Source organism: Pedobacter sp. (assembly GCF_040513095.1).
Taxonomy (GTDB): Bacteria; Bacteroidota; Bacteroidia; order Sphingobacteriales; family Sphingobacteriaceae; genus Pedobacter.
In genome coordinates this window covers 1-22,998 of record NZ_JBEVDX010000176.1, presented here as the reverse complement: position 1 = coordinate 22,998, position 22,998 = coordinate 1, and the positions used below count along the sequence as shown (strand labels likewise).

At 43.6% G+C, this 22,998-nt stretch carries 21 protein-coding genes and 1 riboswitch; of the genes, 16 read left to right on the top strand and 5 right to left on the bottom strand.

What is annotated here, in order from left to right:
* Both ABWY16_RS19575 and ABWY16_RS19570 read left to right on the top strand, forming a co-directional pair.
* Positions 1-1,307 (top strand): competence/damage-inducible protein A (locus ABWY16_RS19575; RefSeq protein WP_353906356.1); only part of this gene is annotated, 1,307 nt, incomplete at its 5' end.
* Positions 1,308-1,362: 55 nt separating this feature from the next.
* A complete protein-coding gene (locus tag ABWY16_RS19570) occupies positions 1,363-2,916 on the top strand; it encodes a dihydrolipoamide acetyltransferase family protein (RefSeq protein ID WP_353906355.1) in 1,554 nt (517 codons plus the stop codon).
* 260 nt (positions 2,917-3,176) lie between these two features.
* Here the strand turns inward: ABWY16_RS19570 and ABWY16_RS19565 are convergent, their stop codons facing one another.
* The gene (locus ABWY16_RS19565) at positions 3,177-4,418 is read right to left on the bottom strand and encodes a homoserine dehydrogenase (protein ID WP_353906354.1); all 1,242 of its coding nucleotides are present in this window, start codon (positions 4,416-4,418) and stop codon (positions 3,177-3,179) included.
* Complete coding sequence (locus tag ABWY16_RS19560; RefSeq protein WP_353906353.1) at positions 4,418-5,476, bottom strand: homoserine O-acetyltransferase family protein; 1,059 nt, start codon at positions 5,474-5,476, stop codon at positions 4,418-4,420. The genes ABWY16_RS19565 and ABWY16_RS19560 overlap by 1 nt, the downstream gene beginning before the upstream one ends.
* A 185-nt stretch (positions 5,477-5,661) precedes the next feature.
* Positions 5,662-5,774, bottom strand: a riboswitch (SAM riboswitch).
* Positions 5,775-6,279: 505 nt separating this feature from the next.
* Here ABWY16_RS19560 and ABWY16_RS19555 point away from each other — a divergent pair.
* The 13 genes from ABWY16_RS19555 (at position 6,280) to ABWY16_RS19495 (ending at position 19,729) form a co-directional block, all read left to right on the top strand.
* Positions 6,280-6,771, top strand: a complete 492-nt coding sequence (locus ABWY16_RS19555; RefSeq protein WP_353906352.1) for a hypothetical protein — start codon at positions 6,280-6,282, stop codon at positions 6,769-6,771.
* A 162-nt stretch (positions 6,772-6,933) separates the two neighbouring features.
* Entirely contained in the window at positions 6,934-8,412 is a 1,479-nt protein-coding gene (crtID, locus tag ABWY16_RS19550) for a bifunctional phytoene desaturase/3,4-desaturase (RefSeq protein ID WP_353906351.1), read from the top strand.
* Positions 8,412-9,248, top strand: a complete 837-nt coding sequence (locus ABWY16_RS19545) for a phytoene/squalene synthase family protein (protein ID WP_353906350.1) — start codon at positions 8,412-8,414, stop codon at positions 9,246-9,248. Before crtID ends, ABWY16_RS19545 begins: the two co-directional genes overlap by 1 nt.
* Positions 9,245-9,751, top strand: coding sequence for a hypothetical protein (locus ABWY16_RS19540; RefSeq protein ID WP_353906349.1), 507 nt, complete (start codon positions 9,245-9,247; stop codon positions 9,749-9,751). Before ABWY16_RS19545 ends, ABWY16_RS19540 begins: the two co-directional genes overlap by 4 nt.
* 12 nt (positions 9,752-9,763) lie before the next feature.
* Complete coding sequence (gene idi / locus ABWY16_RS19535; protein ID WP_353906348.1) at positions 9,764-10,288, top strand: isopentenyl-diphosphate Delta-isomerase; 525 nt, start codon at positions 9,764-9,766, stop codon at positions 10,286-10,288.
* Entirely contained in the window at positions 10,272-10,739 is a 468-nt protein-coding gene (locus ABWY16_RS19530; protein WP_353906347.1) for a sterol desaturase family protein, read from the top strand. The genes idi and ABWY16_RS19530 overlap by 17 nt, the downstream gene beginning before the upstream one ends.
* 98 nt (positions 10,740-10,837) lie before the next feature.
* The gene (gene mqnE, locus ABWY16_RS19525) at positions 10,838-12,031 is read left to right on the top strand and encodes an aminofutalosine synthase MqnE (protein ID WP_353906346.1); all 1,194 of its coding nucleotides are present in this window, start codon (positions 10,838-10,840) and stop codon (positions 12,029-12,031) included.
* Positions 12,032-12,034: 3 nt separating this feature from the next.
* Positions 12,035-12,655, top strand: coding sequence for a histidine phosphatase family protein (locus ABWY16_RS19520; protein WP_353906345.1), 621 nt, complete (start codon positions 12,035-12,037; stop codon positions 12,653-12,655).
* The gene (locus tag ABWY16_RS19515) at positions 12,642-13,367 is read left to right on the top strand and encodes a menaquinone biosynthetic enzyme MqnA/MqnD family protein (RefSeq protein WP_353906344.1); all 726 of its coding nucleotides are present in this window, start codon (positions 12,642-12,644) and stop codon (positions 13,365-13,367) included. The genes ABWY16_RS19520 and ABWY16_RS19515 overlap by 14 nt, the downstream gene beginning before the upstream one ends.
* A gap of 80 nt (positions 13,368-13,447) precedes the next feature.
* Complete coding sequence (mutS, locus tag ABWY16_RS19510) at positions 13,448-16,054, top strand: DNA mismatch repair protein MutS (protein ID WP_353906343.1); 2,607 nt, start codon at positions 13,448-13,450, stop codon at positions 16,052-16,054.
* Positions 16,026-16,577 carry an NlpC/P60 family protein gene (locus ABWY16_RS19505; RefSeq protein ID WP_353906342.1) on the top strand — a complete coding sequence of 184 codons (552 nt, stop codon included), beginning with the start codon at positions 16,026-16,028 and terminating at the stop codon, positions 16,575-16,577. Before mutS ends, ABWY16_RS19505 begins: the two co-directional genes overlap by 29 nt.
* A 170-nt stretch (positions 16,578-16,747) precedes the next feature.
* Positions 16,748-17,854, top strand: coding sequence for an exonuclease domain-containing protein (locus tag ABWY16_RS19500; protein ID WP_353906341.1), 1,107 nt, complete (start codon positions 16,748-16,750; stop codon positions 17,852-17,854).
* A gap of 9 nt (positions 17,855-17,863) precedes the next feature.
* Positions 17,864-19,729, top strand: coding sequence for a M1 family metallopeptidase (locus ABWY16_RS19495; RefSeq protein WP_353906340.1), 1,866 nt, complete (start codon positions 17,864-17,866; stop codon positions 19,727-19,729).
* Positions 19,730-19,741: 12 nt separating this feature from the next.
* Here ABWY16_RS19495 and ABWY16_RS19490 read toward each other — a convergent pair whose 3' ends face one another.
* Complete coding sequence (locus ABWY16_RS19490; protein WP_353906339.1) at positions 19,742-20,335, bottom strand: Crp/Fnr family transcriptional regulator; 594 nt, start codon at positions 20,333-20,335, stop codon at positions 19,742-19,744.
* Positions 20,336-20,438: 103 nt separating this feature from the next.
* On the bottom strand, positions 20,439-21,401 hold the full coding sequence (gene queG / locus ABWY16_RS19485; RefSeq protein WP_353906338.1) for a tRNA epoxyqueuosine(34) reductase QueG: 963 nt from the start codon (positions 21,399-21,401) through the stop codon (positions 20,439-20,441).
* 81 nt (positions 21,402-21,482) lie between these two features.
* Here queG and ABWY16_RS19480 point away from each other — a divergent pair, with 81 nt between their 5' ends.
* Positions 21,483-21,710, top strand: coding sequence for a hypothetical protein (locus ABWY16_RS19480; protein WP_353906337.1), 228 nt, complete (start codon positions 21,483-21,485; stop codon positions 21,708-21,710).
* 100 nt (positions 21,711-21,810) lie between these two features.
* Here ABWY16_RS19480 and ABWY16_RS19475 read toward each other — a convergent pair.
* A partial coding sequence (locus ABWY16_RS19475; RefSeq protein ID WP_353906336.1) for a carbon-nitrogen hydrolase family protein occupies positions 21,811-22,998 on the bottom strand: 1,188 nt, incomplete at its 5' end.

The following is a 22,998-nucleotide window of genomic DNA, read 5'->3' as shown; positions in this document are numbered from 1 at the left end:
TTGCAGGACTTAAAACTGAGCAAGCAACAGGCTTATTATACACGTTTTTAAAGAATTTTATGTTAGCTGAGATCATTACCATAGGTGACGAGATACTGATCGGCCAGATTGTAGATACAAATTCTGCATGGATGGCAAAAGAATTGAATGCGATTGGTATCAGGGTAAAACAGGTTACTTCTGTATCAGATGATGCAGACCATATTGTTGAAGCGCTGACACAGGCCCGGAAGAGGGCAAAGGTAATCCTGATTACAGGCGGACTTGGTCCTACAAAAGACGATATCACGAAACTTACCCTGGCGAAGTTTTTCAATATGGGCATGAGACGTGATGAAGGCGTGCTGGAAGATGTGGAAACAATATTCAAACGCAATAACCGGCCGATGATCGATTCCAACATCAGACAGGCCGATGTGCCCGATGGATGCACGGTGATCCGGAATAAAAACGGTACAGCACCAGGGATGTGGTTTGAAGAGGGGGATAACATTATAGTTTCCATGCCCGGCGTTCCCTTTGAGATGATGTACATGATGACGGAGGAAATCCTTCCTAAACTGACCCGCTCTTTTTCACTTCCTTTTATTTATCACAAAACTATCCTCACTGCTAACCTTGGAGAATCTTTCCTGGCACAGGAGATTGCCGATATTGAAGACAGCCTGCCTGAGTCCATTAAACTGGCTTATTTGCCTAAACTGGGGCAGGTGAGATTGCGCTTAAGCAGCAGCGGCCCCGATGAGCAAAAACTGAAGGACGATGTGGAGGTCTATGCACAGCAGATCGTCAGCAGGTTAAAGCCATATGTTGTTGCTGAAGATGATATTGCGCTGGAAGAAGCCATCCTGAATATCATGAAACAGAAAGGGCTTACTTTATCTACAGCGGAGAGCTGCACCGGTGGATATATTTCACACCTGATTACCAGACATCCGGGATGTTCTGCTGTATTTGCAGGTGGAGCGGTAACTTATTCTTATGAATTGAAGGAATCTGTGCTGGGTGTTCTGGAGAGTACTTTGAGTACATATGGCGCTGTAAGTGAACAAACGGTAAAAGAAATGGCCGAAGGTGCCATTAAACATTTCAATACGGATTACAGTGTAGCGGTCAGCGGCATTGCCGGACCGGACGGTGGCACGGATGACAAACCTGTTGGAACAGTCTGGATAGCAGTGGCTAACCGCAATAAGGTAGTGGCAAAGGTCTTTAATTTTGGTAATAAACGGATCCAGAATATCGAACGCTCGGCAAGCTCTGCCTTGTCGATGGTTTTGAATTTGCTCAAAGAAGATGTAAATTAATCTAAATAGCTTACTTTTGTAGGCAATAGGAAATACCAAATTTACTGGAAATTAAATGGCACAATACGAATTATTATTACCTAAAATGGGCGAAAGTGTTGCGGAAGCAACTGTCATCAAATGGTTAAAGCAACCTGGTGACATGATCAGTTTAGATGATACATTGTTAGAAATAGCCACAGATAAAGTGGATTCAGAAGTTCCTTCTCCGGTATCCGGAAAACTGATCAGTCAGCTCTGCAAGGAAGATGATGTTGTACTGGTAGGTGCCGTGATTGCCCTTATCGAAACTGAGGATTTAAAAAGCCAGCCTGCAGTACAGGAAAGCCAGCCAGCGCCTGTTGCTGAGCCGGTTTCTGCACCAGCAGAGGAGAAAAGACCAGCCGTCTCATTTGCAGATAGCCAGGCCGCTGCTCCGGTTGCTGAACGCGCTGCTGCACCTGTCGCTGATAATAAGCCAGCAGACAGATATTCATCAGCTGCAACGCAGATCCCTGGTCTTGATCAGTTGCCTGAAACTGTGACTCCATCATCAGCATCGGATCGTTTTTATTCGCCGCTGGTAAAAAATATAGCTACCCAGGAACAAATTAGTATGGAAGAACTGGACCGGATTACCGGAACTGGTGCAGACGGTCGCCTTACCAAGGATGACCTTTTGAATTATCTTCAGAACGGACGCAGAGATCTTTCTGGTACTGTGAAAACAGCGGTAGTAACACTTACACCTCCACCACCCCCAAGCGCTCAGCCTGTACAAGGGCAAGCTGACAGTGCTGCTCAGCCTGCTTCGGCTCCTGCCGCACAACAGGTAACGGATCAGCCAGCGGCACAGGCGCCAGCATCAAATGGAGCTGCTGCAAATGCTACTGTCGCACAAGCAGCTACAAGCTTGAGTGGCGGCGATGAGATCATTGAGATGGACCGTATGGGTAAACTGATCTCTGACCATATGGTGATGAGCAAGCAGACTTCTGCCCATGTGACGTCGTTTGTTGAAGCCGACGTGACCAATTTGGTGATGTGGAGAGAGAAAGTGAAGAAGAATTTTGAAAAAAGAGAAAACGAGAAAATAACTTTTACACCGATTTTTATCGAAGCGGTGTCAAGAGCGATCAGAGATTTTCCAATGATCAATGTTTCTGTTAAGGGAACTCAGATCATCAAGAGAAAAGATATCAATATTGGTATGGCTGCAGCCTTGCCAAGCGGCAACCTGATTGTGCCGGTCATTAAAAATGCGGATCAGCTGAACCTATTGGGTTTAACTAAAGCAGTGAATGATCTGGCTGTAAGGGCAAGAGCAGCGAAGCTTAAACCGGATGAAACCCAGAATGGTACTTTTACATTAACCAATGTAGGTTCTTTTGGAAACATCATGGGTACGCCGATTATCAATCAGCCACAGGTGGCTATCCTTGCAGTAGGGGCTATCAAGAAGAAACCTGCAGTACTGGAAACTGAAACCGGAGATGTAATTGCTATCCGTCACATGATGTTCCTTTCGCTTTCTTATGACCACAGGGTTGTAAATGGTGCGCTGGGAGGGATGTTTGTAAGGAAGGTTGCAGATTACCTGGAGAACTGGGATATCAACAGAGAAATTTAAATACAAAAATCATAGGGAAGCCAGATGTCTGAATAAGATCATCTGGCTTCGCTGTAAAATATGAAAGGTTCAATCGATGCTGCCTGCTGCTCAAGGGCACCAGAGAGGCATCGATTGAACCTTTCATATTGTTAATAGTGTATCTGATGCAAAGCGCCTTAAGCAGGATGAGCAACATACTTAAAACGCTTGATTAAAGTGTTTTGTGATTTATCCGGCACTTAAAGCCTAGGGCTCACGTAGCGCAATGGAAGGTAGTTTTATCCCGCTAAAACTTCTTCAGCAGCAATAGCCTGGATCTGTTGCTCGGTATAAGTAAAGCGTCCGGTATTTGCGATGAATACATCTTTCTGTACCAGCAAATCTTTATTAGCTAAAAGCGATTTTAAGCTCACACTTCCAATTACATATTTGTAGTCGTTTCTGGCAAAACGCTCTACGATATTTTCAATTTTCAGTTTCTCCAGTGTGTACTCATGAGTGTATCTCAGGTAAACTTCGATATTTACATTGTCTGTATGGATGAGCCCATTTTGCTGATGGTACTTTTTGTACTCATAGCGGTATCCGTATCTCAAAGCTGCAATGTCTGAAAGTACAGCAGCGCCTGTTGGGTGGCCACCGGCACCTTTTCCGAAGAAAAACTGTTTATCAGCAAATGCTGCCTGGACGGTAACGCCATTATATTCGTTCTCTACATTGAAAAGGAAGTCATCAGATTTTACAAATTTAGGCAGTACATAGGTTACTACCTGTTTTGTACTGATCTTACGTGCCGTAGGTACAAGTTTAATCTTGAAATTCTTTTCCCTGGCGTACTGGATATCATGCTCCGATAAATTCTGGATACCTACATTCAGGATCTTCTCAGGATTGATAAATAAGCCATAAGCATGTGCAGTGGCAATGGCCAGTTTAAATTTAGGGTCAAAACCTCCAACGTCCATAATGGGATCAGTCTCCGCAAAACCCAGGTCCTGAGCCTGCTTCAAAGCCTCATCATATGGCATATTCTCATTGAATATCTTTGAGAGGATATAGTTGGATGAGCCGTTGAAAATACCGCTAATTCCATGCAGCAGTTCATTGTCATAATACTCTTCAAGGTTCCTGATGATCGGGATACTGCCGCATACAGCGCCTTCATACAATAGTGAAGTACCATATTTAGCCTGCAGTTCCACAAGTTCTTCCAGGTGGTTGGCAATCATTTTTTTATTGGCAGAAACTACGTGTTTGCCATTGATCAGTGCTTTTCTGGTAATTTCAAAGGCTGCATCCGCATCATCGATCAGCTCAACAATGGTATTGATCTCCTCATTGTTAAGGATCTCATCATGATCAGTAGTAAAAAGTTTAGCGTCAAGGCTACGTTTCTTATCAGGGTTTTTGATGGCAATTTTGATGATTTCCAGGTTCAGGTCCTGACCACGGATGATATCGTGCAGTCCCTGGCCAACCACTCCAAAACCAAATATTCCAATTTTAAGTTTCTTACTCATTATGCGATTTTATGCAGTTTAACAATTTTTTTGTTTGCGCTGTCCTTCAGGAATGTGCCGATGATATTTGTGAGGATATCGGTTTCGATCAGGAAGCCGTCATGCCCGTAGGCAGATTTTATACTGTGGAACTCTGCTCCGGGAATGTGTTTTCCAAGAAATTCCTGTTCGTTGATCGGGAAGAGGAAGTCGTTCTCAATGCCGATGACAAGGGTATTCGCTTTGATACTCTTTAGTGCATCGATCACGCTTTTGCGTCCGCGGCCAACATTGTGGCTGTCCATTGCTTTAGTCAGGTACCAATAGCTGTAGGCATTGAACCTCCTGCATAATTTTTCTCCCTGGTATTTCTGGTAGGAAGCTGCACGGAAATCACCGGTTTTTTCATTTACACTCTCTACCTGGGTAGCATTGTATGCTTCGTATGTACGGTAAGAAAGCAGGGCTATACTTCTTGCTGCCTGTAATCCTTTCATTCCTCCATCGGGCTGCTGGCCAAAAAAGCTACGGTCTGCACTGATGGCTAAGCGCTGACTTTCATTAAAGGCTATTCCCCATGGGGTCTGGTAGGCGTTGCAGGCCACAAGGATCAGGTTTTCTATCACAATCTGATTGGAAATTGCCCATTCGGCAGCCTGTTGTCCGCCAAGTGAACCACCGATCAGTACCTTCAGCCTGGTAATTCCCAGGTGCTCAGCCAGCAGCTGGTGTACCTGGGCGAGGTCCCTGATGGTAAATTCAGGAAAGGAAAGATAAAATGGATTTCCGGTTACAGGATCAATATCCAGGGGACTTGTACTGCCATAATGCGATCCCAGCACATTTGCGCAGATGATGAAATGTTCCTCAGGATTGAATAAATATTTATCACCGAATAAGCCCTTCCACCAGTCGGCCACATCTGCATTGGCAGTTAAAGCATGGCAAGCCCAGATCACGTTGTCCTTTTTGGCGTTGAGTTTACCATAGGTCTGATAGGCAACGCGTAACTCGCGCAGCTTTTTCCCGTTTTCTAATTTGACTGTTTTTTTATGATGGTATACGGCTTGTGATGACATTAGGTTATTCTGGAATATAGGAGACAGAAAGTTTACCTCTGCTGAGAGGTCTTCCTGTTGAATGGTACAATTGGAAGATTGGTTAAATTGAGCAACAGCACATATAGGCGAAAGCCTGTGTATGGGTCATTACTTGATGGTTGACGCTGGTTAGCGATTGTTTTGTTCTTGTTTTCATTTGTCTAAATTTATCTTTCCAGAAAGCAATACGCTATCTGGTCAGGAATTGGCACCTTCTCCATAAGGGAGGGTTGCCAGTGGGTCAGGGAGCCTGTCTCTCGCCACTTCTTTATAAATCAAACCAGTGATATGCCGGAGTTGACTCGAAAAGCTTTCGCTTTATGCTTACAAATGTAATGCTACGCTTTTTATTTTCAAAATATTATTCTGATAATTTGTTAGAATACTGTAGATGAATACATTAAGAGCCATTGATTGGTGTATTTAAATAGGATTCTATTCATTTAAGCTAAGTATGCGCCCTTATTGCTGTCCATATTATGTTTGATTGGCGCTTGCAGAGGTATAAAATTTTAAGCGTGGGAACCGCGAAATTTAATTTTGTAATACATTCCGGCCTTTTAATTTGTGTTTATACAATACAATATGGCCTGACCTGACAAGTCAACATTCTATTCATTATTCTGGACAGCCTTGCCTGAATGACAGGAGATCATCACTGTCCTGTGTTTCTGAAGGTTAATTTTTTAACAGGGCGCAGTGGTGTTTTTAAAGGTCCATGCAATTTAAAAATCCTGTTTTTGGCAGGATTTATGTAAGTTGTAATTCCAAAATAGACATATATGAAAAGAATATTAGTAATAGCAGCCATTTTATGCAGTTCATTAATGGTTTTACAAAGTTGCTCCAGCACAAAAAGTACTGCAAGTGCAAGCCTGAGAAGGGGAGCAGTAACAGGTAATTGGGTACTGAATGATATCACATTCGAAGGTGTACCAGCAGGAAATGTAAGATCACTGTTTAACGAAGCTTCGTATAAATGTTTTATTGGCAGTACCTGGAGATTAACAAACAGCGGAAACGGAAGTTATACTTTACCGGGCACAGCGGATTGTCCTGCAAGAACCCAGGATATCTTCTGGTCTGTTAGTACTGCTGAAGAAACTTTCCAGTTTAAAAAACTGAATGAAGGTGATAAAGCGAAAAACATTGCAGATGGTTACAGACTTATTCTATCTTCAACTTCCGGAGATCAGCTGATCCTGAAATCGCCGGTTGAATATGGTAGCGCTCCGGCAAACATCGTATTGAACTTTACAAAAGCTGCAAAGTAGTTTACAGCTGATCTTTTTTAGGGAGATCGTAAACATAAATATATAAGGCCTGCCTTCAGAAATTCTGGGGGCAGCTTTTTTTTATAGCTAAAATTCTGTATTTTAATAAAAAAAATTATGAATAGGCAACAATATTAAACACCTGTTCAGATATTTGATTATATGGCAAAAATTTCCATTATTGGCAGCGGTTTTTCTGGTTTGGCAGCCTCCTGTTTCGCAGCAAAAGAAGGCCACGAAGTTTCCGTCTTCGAAAAAAATAGCGCCATAGGTGGTAGAGCCAGGGTATATAGTGCTGAAGGTTTTACTTTTGATATGGGGCCCAGCTGGTACTGGATGCCTGATGTTTTTGAGAACTTCTTTCAGGCTTTTGGCAAATCTGCCGCAGACTACTATGAGCTGAAACAGCTGGATCCCGGATTTCAGATAATCTTTGGAACCGAGGATGTAGTGAAGATCCCGGCGAATATGGAAGAGCTGGAACAGGTATTCGAAGCTATCGAGCCCGGCAGTGCAATCGCGCTGCGCAAGTTTTTGAAAGAGGCATTGTTTAAATATGAAGTTGGGATGAAAGACCTGGTGTATAAGCCGGCCTTCTCCTGGCTGGAATATGCAAACATGGATGTAATGAAGGGTATGCTCAATGCCAATATTTTCAGCTCGGTAAGTTCTTATGTAGGTAAATATTTTAAAGATCCGCGTCTGGTTGCATTGATGGAATTTCCTGTGCTCTTCCTGGGTGCCATGGCCAATAAAATCCCCGCACTTTATACCATGATGAATTATTCAGCATTGGTACAGGGCACATTTTACCCTGTTGGCGGGATGTGCAGGATTGTTGCAGGAATGAAAGATCTTGCTGAATCTTTGGGCGTAGAATTTCATACCGGGGTACAGGTAGATCATATCGAGGTTGCTGACGGACTGGTATCAGGTTTGAAAACAGGCACTGGTTTTTATCCGGCTGACGGTCTTATTGCTGCTGCCGACTATCACCATGTGGAACAACAGCTGCTGGATGCCCCATACAGAAATTACGATGAAAAATACTGGGAGAAAAAAACCTTTGCGCCGTCCTGCCTGATCTATTATGTAGGAGTTAGCAAAAAGCTGAGCAGGCTGCTGCACCATAACCTGTTTTTTGATGCCGATTTCAATCAGCATGCAAATGATATTTACAGTACACCGCAATGGCCGGACAAACCATTGTTTTATGTATGCTGTCCTTCGAAAACCGATCCAGGCGTTGCTCCGGAAGGTATGGAGAATATTTTTATCCTGGTGCCGGTGGCTGCCGGACTAAAAGACGATGAAGCAACACGTGAGAATTATTTTGAGGGCATCATCAAACGTATGGAGACTTTCTGCGGAGAAACTTTCCAGGAACAGATTATTTATAAAAAAACATATTGTATAAACGACTTCACCGAAGATTACAACGCCTATAAAGGTAATGCTTACGGCCTGGCCAACACACTCATGCAAACTGCAGTTTTAAAGCCATCCCTGAAGAACAAAAAAGTAAAAAACATGTTCTATGCTGGGCAGCTTACTGTACCCGGGCCTGGCGTTCCTCCGGCATTGATTTCCGGTCAGGTGGCCGCTAATGAACTGGAGCACTATTTTAAAAGAAAATTATAATGAAAGCACTCTTTGACCATATTTCGATAGCATCCAGTACTATTGTGACTAAAACATACAGCACAAGTTTTTCACTCGGTATACGCTGTCTGCACAAGAAATTTCACAATGCCATTTACAGCATTTATGGTTTTGTACGTCTTGCAGATGAGATCGTGGATTCTTTCCAGGGATACAATAAGGAAGAATTACTGGCCGATTTTAAGTCGGGCACCTATAAAGCGATCGACCAGCGCATCAGCCTGAACCCCATCCTGAACAGCTTTCAGCATGTAGTGAACGATTACGGAATTGAAAGGGAACTAACGGATTGTTTTCTGGCCAGTATGGAGATGGATCTGGATCAGACAGCCCATTGTGAAGAATCTTATGACACCTATATATTAGGCTCGGCCGAAGTAGTCGGTCTGATGTGTTTGCGGGTGTTCACTGAAAATGACAGGGCGCTGTACGATGAACTCAAGCCATCAGCAATGAAGCTGGGGGCGGCCTTTCAGAAAGTGAACTTTTTGAGAGACCTTAAAAATGATTACGAAGTACTTGGCAGGGTATATTTTCCGCAGGTAGATCTTTCTGTGTTCTCTGAAAAGGAAAAGAAAGAGATTGAGCAGGATATTGAAAAAGACTTTGACATTGCACTGGAAGGAATAAAGAAACTGCCAAGAAGTTCAAGATTTGGTGTGTATGTAGCCTTTATCTATTATAAGAGTCTCTTCAATAAAATCAAGTCGGTCTCCTCAGTAAATGTAATGTCTGAACGGATTCGCATTCCAAACGCCAGAAAGCTGAGCCTGCTGGCAGGATCTTATGTGAAACATAGTTTGAGGATGATATGAGACTGATGTTGATTATGCTGCTGAGCCTTTACGCTTCCGTTCCGGATCTTACTGCCTGCCGCAAACTACTGGACCTCTCTTTGGCGGATGAGAAAACGGCAAACCAGTTTTATGATCAGCTGAAAGGTGTGAAGGAAAACGATGCACCGGTAATGGTGGGGTTCAGGGCAATGTCGGAGTTTATGCTCTGCAAACATCTTGTAAACCCGATCAGCCGGCTCAGCCATTTCAACCGCGGAAAGAAATTGCTGGAAGCTGCGATCGGAAGAGACAATGACTCCGCCGAACTGCTGTTTTTCAGATTAACGACACAATGTAATATACCTGCAGTATTGCGTTATAATACCAATATCAATACCGACAAACAGAGCCTGATCAGTTACCTGAAGGCTGATTTTAATAAAGCGCACACTGATAAAGAACTGCACAAACGAATTAAAAACTATCTTTTGATCAACCCATACTGTAGTACGGAAGAAAAAACAGTGATCAAAACCTTATAATTAAAATTAAATATGACTGAATATGTTTCGCTTGTTGATGAGCAGGACAATGAAATAGGAGTAATGGAGAAAATGCAGGCACACCAGGAGGCATTATTGCACCGGGCCATTTCAGTGTTTATCTTTAATGACAAAAAAGAACTGTTGCTGCAGCAGAGGGCAGCAGAAAAATATCACTCGCCTTTGCTCTGGACCAATACCTGCTGTTCACATCCAAGACCAGGTGAGGTTATAATGGCGGCCGCCAACAGGAGGCTGATGGAAGAAATGAGAATGGCCTGTAATTTGACGTATGAATTCAGCTTTACTTATAAGGCTGTACTGACGGAAGAACTGACAGAGCATGAATTCGACCATGTGTTTTTTGGGGAGAGCAATGCCTTGCCGGCACCGGATCCATCTGAGGTGGCCGACTGGAAATATATGCCGCTGGCGGAGATCGAAAACGATATGGAAAAGAATCCGGCGATCTACACCAGCTGGTTCAAACTAATGTTAGAAAAAATAAAAAGTGTAAGGAATGACCATACTGATTAATATAGGAATTGTACTGATAACTTTTTGCCTGATGGAATGTGTAACCTGGTTAACACATAAGTATATTATGCACGGACTGCTTTGGATCCTGCATGATGACCACCACAATAAGGCACATACATTCTTTGAAAAGAATGACTACTTCTTTGTGATCTTCGCCTGTATCTCTATGGGATTTTTCCTGCTGGGGACTTTCATCGCCGGTCTGGATTATCTCTTTTATATTGGTATAGGCATTACGCTGTACGGATTTGCTTATTTCATGGTCCATGATATCCTTATCCACCAGCGCTTTAAACTTTTCAGCAGGACAAACAACTTCTATTTCCGTGCCTTACGCAAAGCCCATAAGGTGCACCACAAGCACCTGGGAAAAGAAGAAGGGGAGTGCTTTGGTATGTTGTATGTGCCCATGAAGTACTTTAAAGAGGCACTCAGGACATCGAAATAGTCAACCCATTCCAGCTTTGACATAAGTCTGACAGCTTAACAGGCTTGTGACGCTTTCATCTATTGATTTTATCTTACTTTTGATCTTTAATCAATCATATGGATACCCAGCAAAAGTTTACTTTTATATTGAATGATGCCGATCTGGCTCAGGAATTAAAAGATATCGCATTAAAAGTCCAGCGAAATGAGAGAATCACATTTGATGAGGGCGTTTATTTATACGAGCACGCCGAACTCGGTTATCTCGGTGTTTTAGCCAATTATATCAGAGAAAAAAGACACGGTGACAGAACCTACTTTAACCGTAACTTTCATATTGAACCTACCAACGTTTGTGTTTATACCTGCAATTTCTGTTCTTATTCCCGTTTGATCAAAAACAAGGAAGAGGGCTGGGAAATGAGTGTCGACCAGATGATAGATTCCCTGAAGAAATACGACAATGAGCCGGTAACAGAAGTGCACATTACCGGTGGTGTTGTACCCAAACAGAACCTTGATTTTTATGCCGAGTTCTTCAGGAGGACTAAAGCACACCGCCCGGATCTGCATATCAAGGCACTTACCCCTGTAGAATATTATTACATCTTCAAAAAGGCTAAACTCAGCCATTATGACGGTATGAAATATATGAAGGAAGCCGGACTGGATTCTATGCCTGGTGGTGGTGCAGAGATCTTCCATCCCGAAGTAAGGGAGAAGATTGCCAATGATAAATGTAACGCAGAGCAATGGCTGGATATACACGAGCAGGCTCATAAACTGGGCATGCGCACAAATGCTACCATGCTGTACGGCCATATTGAGCAGTTCTGGCATCGGGTTGACCATATGGAACGCCTGCGTCAGCTGCAGGATAAAACCGGTGGTTTCCAGGCTTTTATTCCCCTGAAATTCAGGAACCAGAATAACCAGATGGACCACGTGCCGGAGGTATCTGTGATCGAAGACCTGAGGAACTATGCTATAGCAAGAATATACATGGATAACTTTGACCATATCAAAGCCTATTGGGCAATGATCAGCAGGCAAACGGCCCAGCTGTCGCTGAATTTTGGCGTGGATGATATTGATGGCACACTTGACGATACCACCAAGATTTATTCTATGGCAGGAGCAGAAGAGCAGACGCCGGGCATGAGCACCAAAGACCTGGTTGACCTGATCAAAAAGGTGAAACGCCAGCCAATTGAAAGAGATACTTTGTACAATGTAGTTACCGATTATACTGATTTTGTATTTGAAGAAGATGTGAAGCCCCAGTTTTATAAGTTGCCGGTCATCAATTAGTTAATGGATAAAGAATTATATATCATCCGTCACGGAGAGACGGATCTGAATAAACAGGGAATTATACAGGGCCGCGGTATCGACAGTGATCTGAACGATACAGGCAGGGCACAGGGTGCTGCCTTTTATGCTTTATACAAAGATCTCCCTTTTGATAAAGTTTATACTTCGGCGCTTAAGCGCACACAGCAGACAGTTCAGGCTTTTATTGATGCAGGGCTTCCCTGGGAAAAACTTGCGGAGCTCGACGAACTGGCCTGGGGAGAATGGGAAGGCACACAAACCAGCGAACATACGATCGGCGCGTTTAAGGACATGACCGAGAAGTGGCAGGGGGGCGACTTCGATGCCCATTTTAAGGGAGGTGAAAGTCCCAATGATGTTGCCAAACGTTTACGGATAGCTATTGACCTGATCAAAAGCAGGACAGATGAAAAACTCATACTGGTATGCATGCACGGACGCGCACTGCGTTTGCTGATGTGCCTGTTCAGTGGCAAGCCGATGTCGGCAATGTACGACTTCCCGCATCAGAATACCGGACTTTACAAAGTAAGCTTAACAGGTGATACATTCACGATCACTGAAGCAAACAACACCGATCATTTAAATGGAAAAGATTAAGATTTCTGCCGTTGCCTATACCAATACCAAGGCGTTTATCTATGGCATTGAAAATTCAGCAGTTTTAGAACAAATAAATTTAAGTCTGGATATTCCTTCAGATTGTGCTGCAAAGGTTATCGACGGAACGGTTGACATGGGTTTGATGCCTGTAGCTGGTATACCTTTTGTAAATGACGCACATATTCTCACTGACTACTGCATAGGCTCTGTAGGAGCGGTAAACTCTGTATTTATCTTTAGTGATGTACCGGCAACGGAAATCAAAACTTTAAAGCTTGACCCTCAGTCGAGAACTTCCAATAACCTGGCGCAGGTTTTACTGAAATTCTATTTCAAAAGGGACATCAGCGTCACTACTGATCAGGATGCCGAAACTGATGCGATCGTTTTGATTGGTGACAGGACTTTTGGGAAGAAGGATGATTATAACTTTGCTTATGACATGGGCGAGGAGTGGATGAACTTTACAGGATTGCCCTTTGTATATGCTGCATGGGTTGCCAATAAAGCAATCCCGGAAAGTTTTATCACAGATTTTAATGCTGCCTTGAAAATGGGTTTGGCCAACCGTGCAACTGTCATCCGGAGTTTACCTGTCAATCCTTTGTTCGATGTGGATGACTACCTGATGAATAAGCTTGATTTTGAACTCACTGATAAGAAACGCGAAGCACTGAACTTGTTTTTATCCTATATATCACAATTGTAGCGTAAACTCTATTTTTCAAAAAAAAACCTAAAGCTTAACCAGAGGTAGTATATTTACATTTTTGTAACGTAACATATATTTTGGCTAAAGATAAGACTAAGGAAACACCGTTAATGGGTCAGTACAATACGATAAAGGCGAAATATCCTGGCGCATTGTTATTGTTTAGAGTAGGTGATTTTTATGAGACCTTTGGTGCGGATGCGATCAAAACTTCTCAGATACTTGGAATTACACTCACCCGGCGGGCCAATGGATCGGACAACAGCGAATTAGCCGGTTTCCCGCACCATTCCCTGGATACTTATCTCTCCAAGCTGGTCCGCGCAGGACAGCGTGTTGCAATCTGCGATCAGCTGGAAGATCCCAAAACGACAAAAACCATTGTTAAAAGGGGTGTAACTGAACTGGTTACTCCCGGTGTGGCCTATGGGGACAACATCCTCAGCCAGAAATCCAACAATTACCTGGGGGCTGTTTATTTTGACAAATCTTCCATCGGTGTTTCATTTGTAGATATTTCTACAGGAGAATTTCACGTAGCGCAGGGCAACGCAGAATACATAGATAAACTTTTACTGGGTTTTAAACCCACTGAAGTAGTGTTCCAAAAGAGTAAACGCCATGAATTCATCGAATTGTTTGGTGATAAGTTTTATACTTATCCGCTGGACGACTGGGCATTTACCAGTGACTACGCCAATGAGACCTTAAATAAACACTTCGAGGTGAGCTCGCTCAAAGGCTTCGGGGTGGATAAATTACAATCAGGTATCGTGGCAGCAGGTATTGTGCTGCATTACCTGAACGAAACAGAACACCGCAACTTAAAACATATCACATCAATCTCCCGTCTGGAGGAAGATAATTTTATGTGGCTGGACCGTTTTACCGTCCGCAACCTGGAGCTGGTAAGCTCGGCCAACGAAAATGCAATGACGCTGTTTAACGTGCTGGACCAAACTTCCACTCCAATGGGAGCAAGGATGCTGCACAAATGGATAGTGATGCCATTGAAAGAACTGAAGCCTATACAGGAACGTTTAGGTGTGGTAGAATTTATGGTGGGCCATGAAGAACTGATGGCAGACTTCCTTACGCACATCAAACAAATAGGCGATCTGGAAAGACTGATCTCCAAAGTAGGCCTGCAGCGATGCGGCCCGCGGGAACTGTGTCAGTTAAAGAAATCGCTTTATTCCATTGAGGAAATAAAAAACATCGCCTTAAAAACCAATAATCCATATTTGACGCAACTCGCAGATCAGCTTGATCCCTGCCTGAGCATCCGTGACCTGCTGGAAAGAGAGCTGCAGCAGGATCCGCCGGCATTGCTGGTAAAGGGGAATGTCATTGCAGATGGCGTTGATGAGGAGCTGGATAAACTTCGTGCAATCTCACTGGGCGGTAAGGATTACCTCGTAGAGCTTCAGAAACGTGAGGCAGCCGGTACCGGCATTCCTTCACTGAAGATATCTTTTAATAATGTTTTTGGATATTACCTTGAGGTAACGCATACCCACAAAGATAAGGTTCCGTCAGACTGGACGCGCAAGCAGACGCTGGTAAATGCAGAGCGCTATATCACCCCTGAATTAAAGGAATACGAAGAACAGATCCTTGGTGCAGAAGATAAAATACAGATGATTGAGGTCCGCATGTATGAAGCGCTGGTAAAACAGGTTGCAGCGTATATCCGGCCAATCCAGCTGAATGCATTCCTGACTGCCCAGCTGGATGTCCTGTTGTGTTTTGCACAGCTGGCAATCAGCAATCACTATGTGAAGCCGGAACTGAATAAATCAAAGCTGCTGGATATCAAAGGCGGCAGGCACCCCGTGATTGAAAAACGCCTGGCGACAGGAGATGAATATATAACCAATGATGTATACCTTGATAATGACAGTCAGCAGATCATTATTATTACGGGACCCAATATGTCGGGTAAATCAGCCATACTCAGACAAACCGCACTGATTGTACTGATGGGCCAGATGGGCTCATTTGTTCCTGCCAAAGCTGCAACATTCGGACTGGTAGATAAAATCTTCACCCGTGTTGGTGCTTCAGACAACCTTTCATCAGGAGAGAGTACTTTCATGGTAGAAATGAATGAAACAGCCAGTATCCTGAATAATATCTCCGACAGGAGCCTGATTCTCCTGGACGAAATAGGAAGGGGTACAAGTACCTATGATGGGATTTCCATTGCCTGGGCAATTGCAGAATTCCTGCATACACATCCGGTGGCAAGGCCGAAGACCTTGTTTGCTACGCACTACCATGAGCTGAATGAACTGGCAACGACAATGCCGAGGATCAAAAACTTCAATGTTTCCGTTAAAGAGATGTCCAATAAAGTGATCTTCCTGCGTAAACTTATTCCGGGTGGCAGCGAACATAGTTTTGGTATCCATGTGGCTAAAATGGCCGGGATGCCGCCAAAGCTGATCAGCCGGGCCAACGAAATTCTTAAAAAACTGGAAATCGACCGAACCGAAGGACAAAGTATCAAGGACAGTATCAAAAAAGTACAGAACCAGGCCTACCAGCTGCACATGTTTGCGGTGGAAGATCCTACGCTGGTACAGATCAGGGATATGCTCAATAACCTGGATGTCAATGTTCTTACCCCGGTAGAAGCCCTGTTGAAACTGGATGAAATACAAAGACTTATCAAACAATAATATGGATATCTTTAGCCTTCGCCGCCACTGCTCTCTGAATATTGTGATCACAATGGCCGCGATGGTCTTCCTGTCATCCTGCGGAAGCAGACGAGCAGGCAGCTATAGCAGCAGTACGAAAGCTGCAAAAGCCGCTGAAGCTATGGCTGACCTGAAGAGCAAAGCTTTGTACAGGTTTATTACCGACTGGACGGGCGTGAGGTATAAATTGGGAGGATTGGACAAAAGGGGCATAGATTGTTCAGGATTTGCCTTACTTTTGAACAGGGAAATTTACGGACTTGAACTGCCAAGGCGTTCGAGGGACCAGGCAGAAGTGATCAGGGACAAGAACCCCGGACAGCTGAAAGAGGGAGATCTTGTGTTTTTTTCCTTCGGAGGCAATGAGATCGACCATGTTGGCGTTTATCTTAACCATGGGTTCTTTGTTCATGCCTCTACAACAAGAGGTGTGATTGTTGACGACATGAGCCTGCCAGCTTACCAGCATGTGCTGATTAAAGCCGGGCCGGTGAAAAATTAAACGCTATATAAAAGACATGGAACCTAAACACGAGATTTCTTTCTGGACTAAATATAAAAAATTTGCTACAACCGAAATATTGATGTATCTTATTATGATCATAGGTATAGGGTTAGGGATTATTTTTCTGAGCTAATATAAAATCGACAACAAAAAAATTAAATAAATAGATGAAATTAAATTTAATCCGCCCTCTCGCATTTTTTGATCTGGAAACCACCGGCGTTAATGTTGGTGCTGACCGTATTGTTGAAATTGCAATTTTAAAAGCGATGCCAGACGGAACTGAAGTGGTAAAAACAATGCGTATTCATCCGGAAATGCCCATTCCATTGCAGTCCTCGCTGATCCACGGAATTTATGACGAGCACATCACTGATGCACCTAAATTTAGCGAGGTAGCGGCGGAGCTGGCAGAATTTATCGGAGATGCAGATCTTGCAGGATACAATTCAAACCGTTTTGACATTCCTGTGCTGCTGGAAGAATTTTTACGTGCAGGCGTAGATTTTGACATGACCGACAGGAAATTCGTGGATGTACAGAACATCTTCCACCAGATGGAGCAGCGTACACTGCGTGCCGCATACAAATTTTATTGTGATAAAGATATTATCAATGCCCACTCTGCAGAAGCTGATATCACTGCTACTTATCATGTATTGCTGGCACAGCTCGACCGCTATGAAAACGCTGATTTTGAAGACAAACAGGGAAATATCAGCCAGCCTGTTAAAAATGACGTGCATGCACTGCATGCTTTCACCAACATGAACAAACCGGTTGATTTTGCGGGCAGAATGGTTTTCAATGACAATGGTGAAGAAGTATTTAACTTCGGAAAGCATAAAAACCGTGCAGTAGAATCTGTATTTGATACAGAACCAAGTTATTACGCCTGGATGAAGCAGGGTGATTTTCCTTTGTATACCAAGAAGAAACTGGAAGAAATCTGGCTGAGATGGAACAAAAAGAAAGATCTGGCAAGGGCTGCAAAGAACCAGACGCCTAAACCTGCGGAGGCCGCCAGATCAAACGAAGGGGTAAAACATGCCGAAGCAACTAAATCTTCAGAAGCAGCCAAATCTGGTGATGCAAACAAACCTGCGGGAGGGAATCAGGCAGCAGGTAACGCATCTGCAGCGGCAAGACCAGCTAATCCGGTAAAAAATGACCAGCCAAGAAAATCTTTTCAGCAGCAGCCTAAAAAGGAAAAACCTGCAGTTGAAGTAACTTCGGACATGCTGGAGCAGCTTAAAATGAAATTCGGTAAATAAAATATTTTAATGAATAAATTGATATTAGTCAGCCTCATCAGTACGATGGGGCTGTCTGCATTTGGCCAGCAATCATTGCCGGTACCAGCAGCTGTACAACAGGCTTATGCTAAAGGAACAAGAGATATTAGCGGCAGGCCGGGTGCAAAATACTGGCAGAATACGGCCGACTACGACCTGAAAGTTAACTTTGATCCATCTTCGAGAATACTGAAAGGTACAGTAGCCATCAGCTATAAAAACCAAAGTCCGGATACATTGAAGGAATTATGGTTTAAGCTGTATCCAAACCTGTATAAAAAAGGTGTTCCAAGAACTTCCAGGATCGCTGAGAAAGACCAGAATGATGGTGTAGAGATCAGTGCAATGGAAGTCAATGGAAAAACTATTCCGGCGGCTGCGATCAATATAGATGGCACAAACATGCATACTGCCATTGCTGCGCTGGCACCGGGAGCAACTGCAAAATTAAATATCACTTATCAATACATAGTTAATAAAGGTTCCCATACCAGAACCGGGCAGGTAGACGATGGTGCATTTTTTATCGCCTACTTTTTCCCAAGGGTAGCCGTATATGATGATGTGGATGGCTGGAACAAGTTTCCTTATCTGGGGGATGCTGAGTTCTATAATGACTTCTGTAATTTCAAAGCTGCTGTCACTGTGCCAGGGGATTACGTGCTCTGGGCAACGGGCGACCTGGTAAATACGAAAAATGTGTTTCTTCCGGCGATTGCCGATAAGATTGCGCTTGCCGGTAAAGTGGATTCTGTGGTCAATGTGATCACAGCTGCTGATCTTGCCTCAGGAAATGTGACCACCAAAAAAGATAGCCATACCTGGAAGTTTGAAGCAGAGAATGTTACAGATTTTGTATTTGCACTTAGCAATCACTACCTCTGGAAATCAAGCAGTCTGGTAGTAGATCCTGTCACCAGCAGAAGGACACGTGTAGATGCAGTTTTTAACGCTGCCCATAAAGATTACTATGAAGTAATAGATTTTGCAAGAAAATCTGTAGAGGCGATGAGCTACAAGTTCCCGAAATGGCCATTCCCATACCAGCACGAAACTGTGTTCGACGGTTTAGACCAGATGGAATACCCGATGATGGTGAATGATAACCCAACAGGTAAACGTGAAGATGCGATTACCCTTACTGACCATGAGATTTTCCATACGATGTTCCCGTTTTATATGGGAATCAATGAAACAAAGTATGGCTGGATGGATGAAGGCTGGGCAACAATAGGAGAGTGGCTGATCTCACCTATGATTGAGCCTTCAATGTCGGATGATTACGGGATTTCTGCTACAGCAATTTCTTCGGGTACGACGAATGACACACCTGTAATGACCATTACCCCGGATCTGAAAGGCGTTGGTTCTTTTACAAACTCTTATCCCAAACCTGGTCTTGGTTATCTGTATATCAGGGATTTGCTCGGTGACGAACTGTTCACTAAGGCATTGCATCATTATATTGAGCAATGGCATGGCAAACACCCCATGCCCTACGATTTCTTTTACAGCATGAACGAAGGTGCAGGAAAGAATATGGACTGGTTCTGGAAACGCTGGTTCTTTGAAGGTGGTGTAAATGATCTTGGCCTTGTTTCTGCAGATAAAACTTCAGAAGGATATGTGATCAAGGTAGAAAACAAAGGGGGAAGGCCTTTACCGGTAGACCTGACCCTGAATTACGCAGATGATTCTTCTGAGAAACTGCACCAGTCGGTTGCTGTTTGGGAAGCGGGCGACAAGGTCATCTCAGTGCCGCTGAAAACCACAAAAAAATTAAAGCGGGTTATTATCGGGGCTGCACTGGTGCCTGATAAGTTTGATAACAACAACTTTTTAAATGTAAAATAACCAGTATCATTTTTATTTCGCAGCCAGCTTTCTTCGTATCCTGCTCAGAGAGGGTCCCTGGATACCCAGATAGGATGCAATATGGTACAGCGGGATGCGCTCCGTGAGGTTACGGTGCTGCCTAACCAGTTCCAGATAACATTCCTCTGGTGAACGGAATAAAAATGATTCTGCTTTTGATATGGCGGCTGTGAATGCCCACTCGGCTACCAGCCTGCCAAACCTTTCCCATCCATGAGACAGGCGGTACAGTTCCTGCAGATGACTGATGTGTATGTAGAGAATTTTAGAATCAACCATGGCTTCAGTATAATAATTGCATGGCGTTTGTTCTACAAAGCTTTTATAGGATACCACCATGTGCCGTTCTGAGCAAAAGAACATGTTTTTTTGTGCACCAGTTTCACTGCTCACATGATAGGTGCGGAAAATGCCGTCCAGTACGAAACCGAGATGTTTACATACATTTTTGTATTCATTATAGAATTCGCCTTTTTTGTAACTCCGCTCTATCCAGAAGGTCCTGCTCAGCGCAAAATCTTCTTCAGTAATACCTGCAAACTCTTGTAAGGCAGCTTGTAACATTGTAATGTTATCCTGATACATATCCTGTGTTCTAAATCATTCTGTCGTTAAAATTACTATATTTTTTGTTTAAAGCAGGCTTAAAAGCCTTTGCCCTGCACAAAACCAAAAAGACAAATTCGTATTACTTTGCAAGTTTAGGATCTGCGGCTGGCATTTGTTTAAGGAAATCAATATTCCTGGTGAGGCCTTTGAATTTGGTGCGCTTGACTGCAGAATTCTTGAAGATCTTTTGAAAGACCTCTTCAGTGATATCCAGCCAGTCTTCGCGTTTCATCTGCAGCAGATTTTCATTGGGTTGGAAGGCCGGTTCTGTATGTGGTGCAGAAAACCTGTTCCAGGGGCAAACATCCTGGCAGATGTCACAGCCAAACATCCAGTTGTCCATTTTTTTGCCAAAACCCTGGGGGATTTCTTCTCTTAATTCAATGGTGAGGTAGGATATACACTTGTTGGCGTCAATAACGAAGGGAGAAAGGATAGCATCTGTGGGGCAGGCATCAATACATTTGGTACAGGTACCACAGTGATCAGTAGCAAAAGGATCATCATAAGCAAGGTCAAGATCTATAATCAGTTCGGCAAGAAAGAAAAAAGATCCGCTTTTTTTACTGATGATATTGCTGTTTTTTCCCACCCATCCGATGCCTGCGCGTTTAGCCCAGGCACGGTCAAGTACCGGTGCAGAATCCACAAAAGCCCTTCCGTTTACATCACCAATATTTTCGCTGATGAAATTCAGCAACTGGAACAGTTTGTCTTTGATCACCGTGTGGTAATCCGCACCATAAGCGTATTTGGAGATCTTTGGTGCATCGGGATCACTCTGCTGTTCTGTTGGAAAGTAATTGAGGGTTAAAGAGATGACTGACTTTGCATCATCCACCAGTAAACGTGGATCGAGGCGTTTATCGAAATGATTTTCCATATAGACCATCTGCCCGTGGTGGTTGTTCCTGAGCCAGTTTTCAAGTCGCGGTGCCTCTTCTTCCAGAAAACCCGCTTTGGCAATACCGCATTGCATGAAGCCCAGTCGAATGGCTTCGTCCTTAATCAGCTGGCTGTATTTTGCGGGATTGTTATACATTTCTGGTACAAAGGTAAGCTTTCGTTTTAAAACCTTTTGATGATAGTTTTGTTATCTGAATGTAACCACAATCTAAACTTTATGGAAAATACAGATCCCAAACACTCGGAAAGCCCAGATGGGAACGCAAAACCGGTAGAACACGATTATGCAAAACATGAGCAGGATCCCGGACCGTCGCCGCAGGCGGTAAATGAAGAAAATGACAAAGGTGCAGGACCAACCATGAAATGGGTGATCCCGATCCTGATTATTATCCTCGCTATTCTGTACTGGATATTCTTTAAAGACCGCCCTGCTACCAACTAGCAAGTTATGCCGACAACGGCCATAAACGATTTGAGCCAGCTACATCATATGTAGCTGGCTCAATTATTTAAAGCAAAGCTGATCAGTCAGCATGCCCTTGTTATTTCAGTAATTTCACTTCATAAAGATCTTTACGTCTGTCTTTCAGGATTTTCACTGTACCAAAGTGGTGCAGCTCATCCAGCAGGTGAAGGTCAACATCCACTACAAGCATCATCTCCGTATTAGGTGTAGTTTCTGCTTTTACCGCATTGGTTGGGAAGGCAAAGTCTGAAGGCGTGAAGACAGCCGACTGAGCAAACTGTATATCCATGTTATTGACTTTAGGCAGGTTACCTACACAACCGGCAATTGCCACATAACACTCGTTCTCGATCGCACGTGCCTGTGCACATCTTCGTACGCGGGTATACCCGTTTTGTGTATCCGTTAGGAAAGGTACAAACAGAATCTGCATACCCTGATCTGCATAAATTCGGCTCAGTTCAGGAAATTCGACATCGTAGCAGATCAGGATCCCGATTTTTCCGCAGTCGGTATCAAACACCTGGATGGTATCTCCACCCACCATACCATAGTACTTTTGTTCATTTGGTGTAATGTGGATCTTTCTGTATTCTTCGGTTTTACCGCTACGGTGACACAGGTAAGTGGCGTTGTACAGTTTGTTGTTTTCCAGTATCGGCATACTGCCTGATATAATATTCACATTGTATGACACTGCATATTCCTGGATCTTCTCAACAATCTCCGCTGTCAGTTCTGCAAGCTTGCGCATTGCTTCCATTTCGGGCAGGTGGTTGTAGGGCTGCAGCAGGGGCGTATTGAATAACTCCGGGAACATCAGGAAATCGGATTTGTATCCGCTTACCGCATCCACAAAGAATTCTACCTGCTCATAAAATGCCGCCATATCGGGGAATAGACGCATTTGCCACTGTACCAATCCTAAACGGATGGTTTTTGCAGAACGTGCCGAGGCGTCAATACCCTGGTAGTAAATATTATTCCATTCGATCAGTGTCGCAAATTCTTTGGACTCATGGTCGCCCGGCAGGTAATTCTTTAAAACCTTACGTACGTGGAAATCATTGGAGATCTGGAAAGTAAGGGTAGGGTCATACAGTTCTTTCGCTTTTACCTTATCGATGTATTGTCTCGGGCTTAAAGTTTCTGCATGAGAATGGTAACCGGGTATGCGGCCACCTGCAATGATACTTTTCAGGTTAAGGCTTTCACAAAGTTCCTTTCTTGCTTCATATAACCTGCGGCCTAAACGCAGACCACG

Coding starts and splice junctions, on each gene's coding strand:
- queG (WP_353906338.1), bottom strand. CDS start 21,401: ATGTATAACAATCCCGCAAAATACAGCCAGCTGATTAAGGACGAAGCC.
- ABWY16_RS19555 (WP_353906352.1), top strand. CDS start 6,280: ATGAAAAGAATATTAGTAATAGCAGCCATTTTATGCAGTTCATTAATG.
- ABWY16_RS19490 (WP_353906339.1), bottom strand. CDS start 20,335: ATGTATCAGGATAACATTACAATGTTACAAGCTGCCTTACAAGAGTTT.
- ABWY16_RS19565 (WP_353906354.1), bottom strand. CDS start 4,418: ATGAGTAAGAAACTTAAAATTGGAATATTTGGTTTTGGAGTGGTTGGC.
- idi (WP_353906348.1), top strand. CDS start 9,764: ATGACTGAATATGTTTCGCTTGTTGATGAGCAGGACAATGAAATAGGA.
- ABWY16_RS19570 (WP_353906355.1), top strand. CDS start 1,363: ATGGCACAATACGAATTATTATTACCTAAAATGGGCGAAAGTGTTGCG.
- crtID (WP_353906351.1), top strand. CDS start 6,934: ATGGCAAAAATTTCCATTATTGGCAGCGGTTTTTCTGGTTTGGCAGCC.
- ABWY16_RS19560 (WP_353906353.1), bottom strand. CDS start 5,476: ATGTCATCACAAGCCGTATACCATCATAAAAAAACAGTCAAATTAGAA.
- ABWY16_RS19545 (WP_353906350.1), top strand. CDS start 8,412: ATGAAAGCACTCTTTGACCATATTTCGATAGCATCCAGTACTATTGTG.
- ABWY16_RS19505 (WP_353906342.1), top strand. CDS start 16,026: ATGAAATACAAAGACTTATCAAACAATAATATGGATATCTTTAGCCTT.
- ABWY16_RS19500 (WP_353906341.1), top strand. CDS start 16,748: ATGAAATTAAATTTAATCCGCCCTCTCGCATTTTTTGATCTGGAAACC.
- ABWY16_RS19480 (WP_353906337.1), top strand. CDS start 21,483: ATGGAAAATACAGATCCCAAACACTCGGAAAGCCCAGATGGGAACGCA.
- ABWY16_RS19495 (WP_353906340.1), top strand. CDS start 17,864: ATGAATAAATTGATATTAGTCAGCCTCATCAGTACGATGGGGCTGTCT.
- ABWY16_RS19530 (WP_353906347.1), top strand. CDS start 10,272: ATGACCATACTGATTAATATAGGAATTGTACTGATAACTTTTTGCCTG.
- ABWY16_RS19515 (WP_353906344.1), top strand. CDS start 12,642: ATGGAAAAGATTAAGATTTCTGCCGTTGCCTATACCAATACCAAGGCG.
- ABWY16_RS19540 (WP_353906349.1), top strand. CDS start 9,245: ATGAGACTGATGTTGATTATGCTGCTGAGCCTTTACGCTTCCGTTCCG.
- ABWY16_RS19520 (WP_353906345.1), top strand. CDS start 12,035: ATGGATAAAGAATTATATATCATCCGTCACGGAGAGACGGATCTGAAT.
- mqnE (WP_353906346.1), top strand. CDS start 10,838: ATGGATACCCAGCAAAAGTTTACTTTTATATTGAATGATGCCGATCTG.